15 protein-coding genes and 2 pseudogenes are annotated in these 12666 nt (G+C 69.8%); 3 read left to right on the top strand and 14 right to left on the bottom strand.

Features of this window, described 5'->3' with window-relative positions; genetic code table 11:
• Positions 1–256 precede the first annotated feature (256 nt).
• The 6 genes from MF406_RS05265 to MF406_RS05240 form a co-directional block, all read right to left on the bottom strand.
• Positions 257–1909: an ABC transporter substrate-binding protein gene (locus MF406_RS05265; protein WP_242896923.1), complete on the bottom strand. Its 1653-nt coding sequence runs from the start codon at positions 1907–1909 to the stop codon at positions 257–259.
• A gap of 342 nt (positions 1910–2251) precedes the next feature.
• Positions 2252–3133: a carbon-nitrogen hydrolase family protein gene (locus MF406_RS05260; RefSeq protein WP_242896922.1), complete on the bottom strand. Its 882-nt coding sequence runs from the start codon at positions 3131–3133 to the stop codon at positions 2252–2254.
• Positions 3130–3711 carry a DinB family protein gene (locus MF406_RS05255; protein WP_242896921.1) on the bottom strand — a complete coding sequence of 194 codons (582 nt, stop codon included), beginning with the start codon at positions 3709–3711 and terminating at the stop codon, positions 3130–3132. The genes MF406_RS05260 and MF406_RS05255 overlap by 4 nt, the downstream gene beginning before the upstream one ends.
• A gap of 93 nt (positions 3712–3804) precedes the next feature.
• Positions 3805–4593 (bottom strand): GNAT family N-acetyltransferase, encoded by a 789-nt coding sequence (locus tag MF406_RS05250; RefSeq protein ID WP_242896920.1) that lies wholly within the window; start codon positions 4591–4593, stop codon positions 3805–3807.
• Between the two features lie 89 nt (positions 4594–4682).
• Positions 4683–5081, bottom strand: coding sequence for a PIN domain-containing protein (locus MF406_RS05245; protein WP_242896919.1), 399 nt, complete (start codon positions 5079–5081; stop codon positions 4683–4685).
• 28 nt (positions 5082–5109) lie between these two features.
• A complete protein-coding gene (locus MF406_RS05240; protein ID WP_242896918.1) occupies positions 5110–5964 on the bottom strand; it encodes a hypothetical protein in 855 nt (284 codons plus the stop codon).
• Between the two features lie 219 nt (positions 5965–6183).
• Here MF406_RS05240 and MF406_RS05235 point away from each other — a divergent pair, with 219 nt between their 5' ends.
• From MF406_RS05235 to yidD, 3 genes are all read left to right on the top strand, one after another.
• On the top strand, positions 6184–6462 hold the full coding sequence (locus MF406_RS05235; protein ID WP_242896917.1) for a type II toxin-antitoxin system prevent-host-death family antitoxin: 279 nt from the start codon (positions 6184–6186) through the stop codon (positions 6460–6462).
• A 6-nt stretch (positions 6463–6468) separates the two neighbouring features.
• Positions 6469–6870 carry a type II toxin-antitoxin system VapC family toxin gene (locus MF406_RS05230; RefSeq protein WP_242896916.1) on the top strand — a complete coding sequence of 134 codons (402 nt, stop codon included), beginning with the start codon at positions 6469–6471 and terminating at the stop codon, positions 6868–6870.
• A 404-nt stretch (positions 6871–7274) separates the two neighbouring features.
• Complete coding sequence (gene yidD / locus MF406_RS05225; protein WP_242896915.1) at positions 7275–7559, top strand: membrane protein insertion efficiency factor YidD; 285 nt, start codon at positions 7275–7277, stop codon at positions 7557–7559.
• A gap of 350 nt (positions 7560–7909) precedes the next feature.
• Here the strand turns inward: yidD and MF406_RS05220 are convergent, their stop codons facing one another.
• The 8 genes and pseudogenes from MF406_RS05220 to MF406_RS05185 all read right to left on the bottom strand — a co-directional run.
• Positions 7910–8137 carry a hypothetical protein gene (locus tag MF406_RS05220; protein ID WP_242896914.1) on the bottom strand — a complete coding sequence of 76 codons (228 nt, stop codon included), beginning with the start codon at positions 8135–8137 and terminating at the stop codon, positions 7910–7912.
• 157 nt (positions 8138–8294) lie between these two features.
• Positions 8295–9641: an IS1380 family transposase gene (locus MF406_RS05215; protein ID WP_242897693.1), complete on the bottom strand. Its 1347-nt coding sequence runs from the start codon at positions 9639–9641 to the stop codon at positions 8295–8297.
• Positions 9642–9938: 297 nt separating this feature from the next.
• Positions 9939–10427 carry a GNAT family N-acetyltransferase gene (locus MF406_RS05210; RefSeq protein ID WP_256463938.1) on the bottom strand — a complete coding sequence of 163 codons (489 nt, stop codon included), beginning with the start codon at positions 10425–10427 and terminating at the stop codon, positions 9939–9941.
• A gap of 206 nt (positions 10428–10633) precedes the next feature.
• Positions 10634–10861, bottom strand: coding sequence for a hypothetical protein (locus tag MF406_RS05205; protein ID WP_242896912.1), 228 nt, complete (start codon positions 10859–10861; stop codon positions 10634–10636).
• A gap of 184 nt (positions 10862–11045) precedes the next feature.
• On the bottom strand, positions 11046–11609 hold the full coding sequence (locus MF406_RS05200) for a GNAT family N-acetyltransferase (RefSeq protein WP_242896911.1): 564 nt from the start codon (positions 11607–11609) through the stop codon (positions 11046–11048).
• A 63-nt stretch (positions 11610–11672) separates the two neighbouring features.
• Complete coding sequence (locus MF406_RS05195) at positions 11673–11975, bottom strand: HigA family addiction module antitoxin (protein WP_242896910.1); 303 nt, start codon at positions 11973–11975, stop codon at positions 11673–11675.
• Positions 11962–12239, bottom strand: a pseudogene (locus MF406_RS05190) (type II toxin-antitoxin system RelE/ParE family toxin). Before MF406_RS05190 ends, MF406_RS05195 begins: the two are co-directional and overlap by 14 nt.
• Before the next feature lie 33 nt (positions 12240–12272).
• Positions 12273–12641 (bottom strand): annotated as a pseudogene (locus MF406_RS05185) (DUF933 domain-containing protein); the annotation flags it as partial.
• Positions 12642–12666: the final 25 nt, after the last annotated feature.

Genomic DNA, 12666 nt, shown 5'->3' with positions numbered 1-12666 from the left:
TGGGGGTCCGGGTGGACGCCGGGGCCGGGCGGCCGGGGATCGGGCGGCCGGGGGTTTGGGCGGCGGGGCCGGGAGGCCGCGGATCGGAGGCCGGCGCCGACGCTGCGGGTCGGGGCCCGGGAGCCGCCGCCGGCGGTGAGGCCAGGGGCCGGAGCCGCCGACGCCGGCCGCGCCACCAGACCGGGGGCGGGACCTGATGGTCCCGCCCCCGGTCCGTCAGCGGTGGTCGGTCGCCGTCAGCGACGTGCCTCGGAGGTCACTCCGACTTGGTGATCTCGTAGTAGAGCGGCACGCCGTTCCAGCCCGCGAAGGTCACGTTGTCCACCGTGTCGGCGGAGCCGCCGGTGGTGTTGGAGTACCACAGCGGGATGGCCGGCAGGTCCTGGAACAGGATGGCCTGCGCCTGGTTGTACAGCTCGTTGGCCTCCTCCGGGGTGGCCGCGGCCGCGGCCTTGTCGATCGCCGCGTCGAACTCCGGGTTGGAGTACTCCCCGTCGTTGGACCCGGCACCGGTCCCATAGAGCGGGCCGAGGTAGTTGCCCAGGGCGGGGTAGTCCGGCTGCCAGCCGGTGCGGAAGGCGCCGGTCATGGTGTTGGCCGTGACGTCCTCGCGCAGGTCGGCGAAGATGGCGTAGGGGTTGCCCTCCGCCTCGATGCCGAGCACGTTCCGGATGGAGTTGACCGTGGCGTCGACCCACGCCTGGTGCCCGCCGTCGGTGTTGTAGGCGATGGTGAACGTGCCCTCCCAGGGCGCGATGGCGTCCGCCTGGGCCCACAGGTCCTTGGCCTTGTCCGGGTCGTACTCGAGCACCTCGGAGCCCTCGATGCTCTCCGGGTCCCAGCCCTCGATAGCCGGGGAGGTGAAGTCCTGGGCGGGGGTCCGGGTGCCCTGGAAGATCGTCTCCGTGATCTCCTCGCGGTTGATCGCGTGGGACAGGGCCTGGCGGCGCAGGTTGCCCTCCTCCCCCGAGAAGTGCGGGAGGTACTCGGGGATGGTGAAGGACTGGAAGACCCCGGAGGGCTGGTTGACCGCGCGCTCGCCCAGCTCGTCCTCGAAGGTCCCGAACGCCGAGTCCGGGACGGCGTCGAGCACGTCCAGGTTGCCGGCGAGCAGGTCGTTGTACGCGGCGTCCTGCGTCTCGTAGAACTTGATGTTCACGCCGCCGTTCTGGGCCGTGCGGTCGCCGGCGTACTCCTCGTTCGGGACGAGCTCGATGCCCGTGTTGTGCTCCCAGGCTCCCTCACCGGCTAGCTTGTAGGGGCCGTTCCCGATCGGGTTCTCCCCGAAGGCCTCCAGGTCCTCGAACGCCGACTCCGGCAGCGGGTAGAACGCGGAGTAGCCCAGCCGCATCGGGAAGTCGGCCTCGGGCTGCTTCAGCTTGACGGTGAAGGTGAGGTCGTCGACCACCTCCAGGCCGGTGAGCTCGGAGTCCTCCTCGAGGGAGAAGCCCTCGATCGGCTCGAAGAAGTAGCTGGAGAGGTGGCCGTTGCTCAGCAGCGCACCCTGGTTCCAGGCGTCGACGAAGCTGTTGGCCGTGACCGGCGAGCCGTCGGAGAAGGTCCAGCCGTCCTTGAGGGTGATCGTGTAGTTCTGGCTGTCCTCGGTCTCGATGGACTCGGCGACCTCGTTGTGCATGGCGCCGTCGGCGTCGTAGGAGACGAGGCCGGCGAAGATGAGGTCGAGGATCTTCCCGCCACCCACCTCGTTGGTGTTGGTCGGGACGAGCGGGTTCTGCGGCTCGTTGCCGTTGGCGAGCACGACGCCGGTGCTTGCCCCGGTCGTCTCCTCGCCCTCGCCGGTGGCACCGGCCTCGTCGCCGCCGCCACCTCCCCCGTTCGAGCACGCGGCGAGCACGAGCGATCCGGCGAGGATCGACGCGGCCGCACCAGCCATACGCCTGGTCTTCAATGTTCCTCCTGGTGGGTGAGCAGTCCTGCTCTTTCCGCCCCGGGGACGGCAGGGCCGAGGTCCGGCGTGCCGCCCATGTGTGGCGCGGGTTGCCGAAACCTTAGGACGCGCTCAGCGGAAGCAAGAAACCGATGGACGGATCGTTACGAGATCGTGACGGCAGGCTGAGCCTTCCGCCCAGGAATTCCGGTCCAGGATGCGTCCGGAGCGGGAGTTGGCCCTCGCCCGGAGATGGACGGCGCGGCACCCGGGCGCCGGCCGCCGGGCGTCGGGACGGCCGCGTCTGGTCTGGCGTCTGGCGTCGCACAGCGGGCACCGGGCACCGGGCACCGGGCACCGGGATCAGCGTGGGCGGACGGTGAACCTGCGGTTGCGCAGGCTCGGGTTGGCGGCGCGCACCTCCGCCAGGACCGCGGGGTCCAGGTCCGCCACGACGACGCCCGGGTCCTCCCCGGCGTCGGCTAGGATCGCCCCGGCCGGGTCCACCACCACGCTGCGGCCGGTGCACCGCGGCCCGGTCATCCCGCAGCCGAGCACGTAGGCGGTGTTCTCGATCGCCCGGGCCTTGGCCAGGGTGAGCCAGTGGTCGGCCTTCCCCGGCCCGGCCACCCAGGCCGCCGGGACGGCGAGGACCTCGGCGCCGGCGTCGAGGAGGAGGCGGGCCATCTCCGGGAACCGCAGGTCGTAGCAGGTCAGCACGCCCACCCGGAGGCCGTCCACGGCCAGGACGAGAGGCTCGGGCGGGCCGGCGCGGAGCCGGTCGGACTCCCGGTCGCCGAAGGCGTCGTAGAGGTGGACCTTCCGGTAGGCGCCGAGCAGCGCCCCGTCCGGCCCGACGGCGACGACGGTGTTGGCCGGCCGGCCGCCGTCGGCGAGGTCCTCGACCATCCCGGCCAGGAGGGTCAGGCGGTGCGCGCGGGCGAGGTCCGCCAGGGCAGTGACGAACTGCCCGTCGAGGGGCTCGGCGACGGCGGCCAGCCCGGCGGCGTCGGGCCGCTCCAGGTGGGCCATCGCGTACTCGGGCAGCACGACCAGCCGGGCGCCGGCCGCGCCCGCCTCGGCCACCAGCGCGGCGGCCGCGGTGAGGTTGGCGGCCTTGTCCGGGCCGGCGGCGAGCTGGGCGAGCGCCGCGCGGGTCGTGCCGGACGGTGCGCGGGTCGTTGCCGTGGCCGTGGGGTTCGTCCCGGCCGCAGCGCGGGTCGTCCCGGCCGGCTCGCGGGTCATCCCCGTACGTCCCAGGTGTGGTGGACGAGCTCGTGCAGGGCGTACTGGCCGAGGGTGGTGGCGGTGAACGCGGCACCGTCCGAGCGCCGGCCGGGCCGGTCCCGCTCGTCCGGGCCGACCCCGTCGAGGGCGGCCGCCAGCGCCAGGCCGGCCTGGGTCAGCTCGGTGGTGACCTGCTCCGGGTCCGCCTCGGCGTAGCGGCCCGCAGCTGCGGCGGCGTCCTGGTCCCAGTTCGGGAAGACGGGGTCCTCCTCCGCGAGCACCATCTGCAGCCGGCCGACGATCACGCGGAACATGTCCCGCACGTGGCAGGCGTACTCCAGCGCGGACCATGTCTCAGCAGCGGGGCGGTGGGCGACGTCGGGGCGCTGGAGCACGGGGGCCCACCGCGGCAGCACCTCCCGCACGCGGTTGCCGAGCTCGTCGGCCGGCACGGTGCCGGCGTCCAGGCCGCAGTCGGGGCACCGGCGCTCGAGCACCCAGGTCCAGTCCTGCTGGGCTGCGGCACTGGCGGCGCCGTCGGCGCGGTCGCCGGTGGTGTCGCCGTCGGCGGTGGAGCGGGGATCAGCGGGCCTCATGCTGCCAAGGGTACGGACCGGGCGGGTGCGAGGCGGCCCACCAGCGCCGCGCGGCCAGCACCGCGCTTCTCGTCCGCGCCGGCAGGCGCGGCGCTACCGGCGCCAGAGGTACGGCGTCGTCGTCGAGACCCGGACGAGGCCCGAGCGCTGGAGGGTCGGGCGGGAGTACTCGGTCGAGTCGCTGGTGATGAGCGTCTTGCCCAGGCGCAGGGCAGACCGGGCCCGGGCTGCGGTCAGCGCCCGGTAGATGCCGCGGCCGCGCCACTCCGGCCGGGTGGCACCGCCCCAGATGCCCGCGAAGTCGGTGCCCTCCACCGGCTCCAGCCGCCCGGCGCTGACCACCCGGCCCGCCGCCTCGGCGACCCACAGCTCCATCCCGTCCGCCCGCGCGAGGCGTCGCAGGAGCGCCTGGGCCATCTCCTCGGAGACCGGCTCGCCGAAGACCTCATCCTGCATCGCGCTCATCGCCCGGACGTCGGCCTCCGCGGTGACCCGGCGGAGCGTCACCCCCGCGGGCAGGGCGACGTCGACGGCGAGCGCCCGCGCCTCGCCGATCATGATCGACTCCGGCTCCCCCGGCACGAACCCGTTGGCCAGCAGCGCCTCGTGCAGGCCAGGCGCGTGGTCGTGACCACGGGTCTTCCACTCCACCCGGTCGATCTCGGGGTCCGCCCGGTACTGGGCGAGCACCTGCGGGACGAGCCGGCGGAGCCTGCCGGCGTCGGCCCCGCCCAGGTCCCGGTAGGTGACGAAGCCCCGTCCGCCCGGGAAGGTCACCAGGCGCAGCGGGCCCCACCGGATGACCGAGACCGCGCTCGGGGTCTCGGCGTCGGTACGCAGCTGCTCGTCGTAGGCCGCGAGGAGGCTGGTGGGATCCGGCACGATCACCAGGGTCCAGGGCCAGTACTCACGCGGCAAGAGATTTGCGGACTACCTCGCTGGCTCTGGCGGGTCAGCGGCAGGGGAGCCGGTCAGGTGAGGACGGTCAGGCCGGGTGCGTCCTGGTAGATACCGTCGCCGGCCAGCAGGGCGATCCCTTTGGCGATTGCGGACGCTGCAATCCACCGGTCGGCGGTGTGCTGCTTGTCCTGCAGTGCATGCCCACGGCGGCGGCACTCGGCGAAAAGCGTCGCGTGGGCGTCGATGACCTCGTCGTCTGCTCGGATCGTTGGCGTCCGGTCGAGGACGGCGCGCAGCTCGGACAAGCGGCGCCTGCCCCAGCTGTTGGCGAGCGCACCGGCGAGGAGCTCGGTGCGGGTCTGGAAGGAGATCACCACACGCGTGCCGGTGAGAAGCTTGCGCCAACCTGGCACTCGTCGGTCGGTTGAGCTGACCCAGACGTAGACGTGGCTGAACACGTCGGTGTCCACCACGGTGGCTTGCAGCCGGACACCCCGCTCACCCACGAGCCGCCTCAAGGAAGGCGACGAACTCGTCGTCTGTCAGCTCGATCCCGCCGGCCGGATCTGGGCCTGGGGTCGAGGCAAGGATCTCGTCGATCGTGAGGACCTCGTGGTTCTCAAAGTCCAGGGCGGGATCATCGACCGGCGAAATGGAGGCGTTGTCAAGAGCAACGATCCGATCGGAGGCCCGGATACCCCTACCGGTTGCGATCACCCATCGACCGACAAGCTTCGCCGCATCCTTGTCGTCTTTGACGTGCTTGAGGTCCACGGCCTGGCCGATGTCGTCGCGTACTCGGAACTCGTGAGAGTGAAGGTCGATCTTCTCCAGGCGACCGCGGGCTTCCATCTGGGTGCCGGTCTGCACGCGCTTGGATGTCCAGGTCTCCACACGGATGCGGCTCGAGTCGATCTGGACTGCGGCGTGGGTAGAGTCCCTCAGGGTCGCACGAGGAGCCGTCTCGCGCAGGGCGCTCACCAACCTGGCGGCACTCTCGGCAACACGATCGGTGACCCAATCCGGACGCCGATCCTCTCGGATGGCCTCGACGATCTCCCAAAACCGGTCATCGGCTGCTTTCTGCTGGGGCAGGTCGACATCGAGCTTGCCGATCGGTCCTCTGCTGAACTTGAGGACGGTGCTGCCCGGCTCCAGGGCGCAGAGGCGGAGCTGCACGAACTCCTCCATGAACTGCTTGGTGCGACCCGGACCGGGGGTGTTGACGATATCCCTGCCGATTCGGGTGGAGAGCTCTTGAAGGGCGAGAGTGAGCGCGGCGAGGTCCTTGACCACGATCTCGCCGTCGGGCACCGATGCGCCGACGAGCCGAAGCTCCAGGTCCCTCGTCATGGACCTCACCTCCTCGTGCCGCCGTGGAGAGGGCTCCACGGATGTGGCAGGTCCCCATTCTGCTGGACGGGTGACCGCACCCGCACCTGAACATGATCCGGCACGGGACCGACAGCGGGACAGACCACGCTGCGTCGTCCCGGCGGCCACGGTCGACCTCATCTGAACCCCAGTGAGGCGAGCAACGGAATGTCTGACAGAGGTAGTACGATCGGAGCCATGCTGACGGTCACCAAGCGCGAGCTCAACCAGCGCACCGCGGCGGTGCTCGACCAGGTCACCGACACGGACGACGTCGTCGTGACCGAGCGGGGGAAGCCGCGCTGGCGGGTCAGCGCGGTCCGGGACCTGGATACGGCGCTGGTGCGGCTGGAGCGCGAGGGACGGTACACGCCGCCCGCCTCGGAGCCCGCGCCGTGGCCCAGCCGCCCGGGCGGCCCGCCGTACACCGGGACCCAGGCCGACGCGCTGCTCGACGAGATGCGCGGGGACCACTGATCCGTGGTGGCAGACCTCGTCTATCTCGACTCCTCGGTGGCGCTCCGCACGATCCTGGACGTCCCCGAACGCGAACGTCTGCAGTCCTGGATGCAGGCGGCGGGCACGACCTTCGTCTCCTCCCGCCTCCTTCGTACGGAGGTGATCCGCGTCCTGCGGCGCGACGGCCGGCCGCTCGTGGACGCAACGCCGCTCCTCGACCGCGTCGGCCTGCTGGAGATCGGACGTGAGACCCACACGATCGCCGAATCCATCGAACGGCATGTCAGGACCCTCGACGCCCTGCACCTGGCGACCGCGCTTCTGATCGGCGAGCCGGTCACGGTAGCGACGCACGACTCCACGATGAAGGACGTCGCCGAGCACCTGGGACTGCTCGTGACGGACCCCGTCGAGCTCCAGAGGTGAGGACGCGGCCGCCCCGACACGAAGTTCGACCTGCTCGGGCTCGCCCACGACGTCGCCGTTCTCCAGCTGCTGCACGCGCACATACGGATGGGCGTCTCGACGGGTCCCGGTCCGGCTTGAGCTAGGCGTAGGCGTCGACGAGGGCCTGCATGAGCTCGGGGTCGTCGAGATTGCTCTGCAGCTGGCCCTCGGCCTCCGCTCCTTCCATGCCGATCGTCCGCATGTTCATCGGGACCCCGCCGACTCTCCGCTGCCGCGGTGCCGGCGGCAGGTAGGTCGGGCGGACCGTGCCGTTGAGGTCCCGTGTCGTGGCGAACTGCGTATCGGCTTCGCGCACCGGCGACGGCGGCGCACGCCCTGCGCGTCGTCGCGCCGATGAGCGGAGCCGCCGCTAGCGTGACCTGATGGGCCCCGTCACCCGCTCTGCGGACGCACTGATCCGCCTGTACCAGGAGCACCTGTCCTCCCGGAAGCGGTGGACGTGCGCGCACCTCGTCGCGCACGGCGGCCAGTCGTGCTCCGCCGCCGTGCGCCATGTCCTCGTCAATCGGGGCCTCGCCCGGAGTGTCGTGCCGACCGTGGTCCGCTTCGTCGCCTGCTACCAAGCGGCGATCATGCTCGCGAGCTCCGACGTGCAGGGAGTGTGCTGCTGCGGCGGCATCCCGATCCCGTTCCGCTTCCGACGCTGACCGTCCTCGCATGCTTCAGGGCAATGCGAGGACGTCCCGCAACCAGCCGTCCACGTCGCGCATCGTTGCGGCGTCGACCGTTCCGATGTGGCCGATGAAGCGGTCCCGGACCAACGGTGCGCGGTTGTTCTGTCATCGCGAACGTCGGCTTCGGCGGGCTGAGCCGCGGACCACGCAGGAGTACGTGGTTGAGCCACACGACCGGCCGTCGTCGCGGGGAGGACGATCGCGAGCGGGTCCGCCTGCTCAAGCTACAGATCGCTCGCGACCACATGCGCCGGCCAGCAACGAGGCGGCTCACGTCCGCGAGCTGGACCAAGGTCCGCCCAGACGACGTCTCCGCGACGAGCTCACTCACCGGGTAGGCCGTCGTCGAGCGTCACGTCCCATGACCGGAACTCATCCCAGTACGCCGCGTCTGCGCCCCTGAACGCACGCCCGAACCCCTCCATGCGCTGACGCCGCTCATGCGCATCGAGCAGTCGCTCGATCAGACCTGCCGCAGCGAGACGTCGCTCCTGTGCGGCACGGTTGATCCGATCGCACAGTTCGACGCTCACCTTGATCGTCGTCGCCATGGCCTGAGCCTGGAAGCGCCGACGCTGTTCCCTGGCGGGCTCTCGGCGGTTTTCGAGGGGAAGCGGGCCCGGCATTTGGGTGAAGGGCGTGCGGGACCTGCCGGTCTGCCCGGCCTTTCCACCTGGGTTCCTTCTCGTCGGGACAGGGATCCGGCCGTCAGGCCGGGGCGGGACGGGGGCGGCCGCGGACGGCGGCGTTGAGCCTGTTCCAGGCGTCCTCCCAGAGCCAGCCGTGGGGCAGGTGCAGGCCCCAGGTCCGGGCGCGGTTGGCGATCCGGGCCGGGACCTTGATCAGCTGGGCCCGGATGGTGGCCGGGCGGGCCCTGGCGTGGAACCTCGAGGCCAGCACCCCGGCGGCCCGGGTGAGGTTGAACGCCATCGCGGTCAGCACCGCCCAGGCGCTGTTGGCCGTGAACACCCCCGACGGGCAGTGCGCCAGCGGCCCGTTCTTCAGGTCGGCGATGACCTGCTCGACGATCGCGTGGTCGCGGTGGGCGGCCTCCGCCTCCAGCATGGGTTGACGGGAGTCGGTGAAGACGGCGTGGTGGCGGTAGGCGGTGAACAACCCACCCTGCTCCCCGTCACCGGTGCTGGGGTTGAGGCGCTTGACCCGGCGGACGATGAGCCGGGCGTCGACGCGCTCGTCCTTCCGCCTCGAGGTGAAGGCGGTGTAGGTGGTCTCGGCGTCGGAGACCCACCGCTGCTCTTCTTCGTCGTAGATGGCGTGGGGGTACTCGATCGGCACCCACGCCTCCTCCGGGATCCGGCTGATCGCCGCGGTGACGGCCTGGTCCATCCGGGCGGTGATGGAGAACCGGGCCCCGCCCCGCCGGACAGCAGCGACGACGTCGTGGTTGTAGTAGGCGCTGTCCGCGCGCACCGTGACCTGCCCGCTCACCCCCGCCCGCCGGGTGGTGGCCAGGGCCTCGGCGACGAACCGCCCGGCCCCGTGCGCCGAGGCCACCGCTCCCTTGCGCAGCCGGATCCCGGCGACCACCGGCGCCGCCGTCGGCGCCGACACGGTGGCGAGGATCGCGTTCAGGCCCTTCACCTTCGAGTACCCGTACCCGGCGCCCTGCTTGGCGTAGCCGTAGGTCCGCCGGATCGTGTCGTCCACGTCCAGGTAGGCCACCTCCTGCGCCCCGGACAGCAGGGCCGGGACCCGGCGGGCCAGGGCCGCCAGCAGGCGGGAGGCCACCGCGTCGAGCTGGCGCACGTGCCCGTGGGTGTAGGCCCGCAGGTGCGTGCCCAGCGTCGTCGGGGCCCGCGGGCCCGTGAAGGCCTTGCCCATCCCGCCGTGACGCAGCAGGCCCAGGCCCTCGATGGTGTCCGCCCCGGCCACCATCCCGGCCACCAGGGCCGGGACCTTCACCGCCGCGTTCGCCCCCGCCGTGCCCGGCACAGCCACGTGCTCCTGAACCAGGTCGTGCAGCCCGGCCGACTCGGCCAGCTCCATCACCGGCACCAACCCCGCGTCCGCGACCAGGTTCTCGTCGTCGAACATCGTCTGGAAGTTGTGGGAGACTCGCACTACCGGTGCCCCTGTTTCTCAGCGTCATGGAACCCTTGCAAGTCCCATCATCGCTGGTCACAGGGGCATCCGGCCGTTACGACGCGCCACCCCCTCGGCGGATCCAGGCTGAGTATACCCAGCAGCATATCAACGAGCATACTCCATTTACCTTCGAGCCGAGATTGGACCGCGTTCAGGCACCGACCAGGCTCAGGACGACGGCGCGGCTTACTCGTGCTGCAGGTCGGACACGCTCAGATGTGCTTTCTTTCGCCGTCTGGGCAAGCCTCAACGCGGCGCCCGCACGTCACCCACCCAGCGCATCTCACCGTCGACAATGTCCCCAGTCGGAGCCATACCAAGACCCTCGGCAATGCACTGTGAGGCCGTATGGTTCGGATGAATATGCGCCATTACAACGCGCACGCCTCGGCGATCAAGCTCTTCGACCAGAATCTGAGCGGCACGGCGCGCATAGCCATTCCCTTGCCAGGGCCTCCCGATCACCCACGCAACTTCTGCGACATCTCCACCGACGGGGATGGCTGCCTGCACATAGCCAATAGGCTCGGCATCGAGCACCACGATATAATTGATCCACACATCACTGCCGTCGGGGGAGAACCCGCGGACCTGGGAAGAGTATCGCCGGACAAGCTCTTCTTCACTGGGAGGTTCACCGCCCGTAAAGCGGTATAGGGAGACGTCTGACAGCACTCCTGCCATGACCCCTGCGTCCGCCTCCGTTAGATGGCGGAGACTCAGCCACTGAGGCATCGATCCATCCTTAGGCCATCCTTAGCACCACCAACAGGAACTGCAGCAACATTTAATCCGCGCTCCGCGCATTCCGGCCGGCCGGGCCACCTGCAGGACGCGGGTCGCCCCACACGCGGCGATCCTACCGTCCAACTTGCTCGGAGACCCGAGCGGTTGTCCTGACTGCATCCGGGCGTACGCCGACTTGTCGACTAGCCAGGTTGTCACCGCCACGCGGCGTCCATCATATCGTCGTCCACCAGGTCGCCGAACGCCGCAGCAGAGCGGTCCCAGTCCGCGGCCGTCAGCGCGGTTTCGGCGTTCGCGAAAGCTGCCGCCCCTTCGAGCTTCCGGCGCAAGAACTCATTGCGTGACAGACCCAACTCTGACGCCTCTGCATCGATACGTTCGATCGCTGCGTCACTGAGCCCTCGGATGAGGACGTTCGTCATGACGACCACCTCCGATGCGGAGGATATCGCGATATCATCAGGTGGTCCAGCCGCCCGCTCTCGCACCACGAGCATGGCCACGTTGGCCACGTTTGAGGTCGTACTGACGCAGGGACTACACGTTGAAGCGGAACTCGACCGAGTTCCGGCGCGTAGAGCCATCACGGTGATCGGACCAGCGAGCTCACGAGTCCCCTGGCACAGGCGTGCCGGACAGAATGCTGTAGACGAACATGTCCTTTCGCTGCCGACCCACCTGCTGCCACGCGCGCAACAGCCCTTCTCGCTGATATCCGCATCTATCGGCAGCTCGCCACGACCCCTCGTTCCAGGGCTCGACGAACAATTGAAGTCGCTCGACCTCGTCCAATGCCAGCGCCCAGTCCGTCAACGCTCGTAGAGCAGCTGTGAGGTAGCCGCGCCGTCGGTGCCCGGGGCCGATCCAGTAACCAGTGGTCGCGCGAGCCTCGTCGATATCACGCAGCCAGAGTCCGATCTGACCGACGGCCACATCGGTCTCAGATTTTGCGATGGCGAAGGAATAGCCGGCACCTGAACGAAGGCGTGAGTGCTGCCTCGCGATGTACTCCACCGCGTCGCGTCGAGACCCGCTTGTGGGCACTGTGGTGATCGAGGGGATCAAGTCATCAGAAGCAGCCGAGATGACGAGATCCGCATCTCGCTCCTCGAAGGCCCTGAGCACGACCGGTCCGTGGCGCAGACGCGGCACCGCATCAGGCAGCGCCATGCGGTGTCCAATCTCCGAAAAACGGGAGACGGCTGGCGCAGCATCCAAGCACGCATGTCACGGTCATGCGGCCGTCAACGGGGTGATCGACGCGATCTGCTCCCCCGCGGCGTCCTCTGCGCGGTCGAGCTCGTAGCGACTCTGCAGGTTGATCCAGAACTCAGCCGAGGTGCCGAAGTACTGAGCGAGGCGCAGCGCGGTGTCCGCCGTGATCCCTCGCTTGCCGAGCACGATCTCGTTGATCCGCCGGGGCGGCACACCGATCGACACTGCGAGCTTGTTCTGCGTGATGCCGAAGCCCTCGATGAAGTCCTTCATCAGGACCTCCCCGGGATGGATCGGAGCGATCTTGTCAGTGGTAGTCAACGATTTCCACCTCATCTGGTCCTGCGTCGGTCCACACAGAGCAGATCCGCCACTGGTCGTTGATCCTGATGCTGTGCTGGCCGGCTCGGTCGCCCTTGAGCGCTTCGAGCCGGTTTCCCAGGTGGGACTCGGAGGTCGTCGAGTGACTCCGCGGATCCCGCCTGACGAAGCTTGCGCAACGCGACACGCTGGACCCTCGATCGAGCGCACCCGTTCACGACGCCACAGCCGTTCGGTCTCCTTGCTCCCGAACGATCTGATCACGAGACCAGCCTATAACGAGCACCGTCATTAACGCTAGACGTTAAACCTGAACTCCACCACGTCGCCGTCGCGCATGACGTAGTCCTTGCCCTCGACGCGGACCTTGCCGTGCGCGCGGGCCTCCTGCATCGAACCGAGCGCGAGGAGGTCGTCGAAGGAGACCACCTCGGCCTTGATGAAGCCACGCTGGAAGTCGGTATGGATCACCCCGGCCGCCTGCGGGGCGGTCCAGCCCTGGTGGATCGTCCACGCCCGGGCCTCCTTGGGCCCGGCGGTGAGGAAGGTCTGCAGCCCCAGGGTGCGGAAGCCGACCCGGGCTAGCTGGTCCAGGCCCGACTCGCACTGCCCGGTCGCGGCGAGCATCTCCGCCGCCGCGTCCGGCTCCAGCTCGACCAGCTCGGCCGGATGACGGCGGAACCGCCGCCCG

The organism is Georgenia sp. TF02-10 (assembly GCF_022759505.1).
In the GTDB taxonomy this organism is placed as follows: domain Bacteria; phylum Actinomycetota; class Actinomycetes; order Actinomycetales; family Actinomycetaceae; genus TF02-10.
This window is presented reverse-complemented; position numbering and strand designations above follow the sequence as displayed.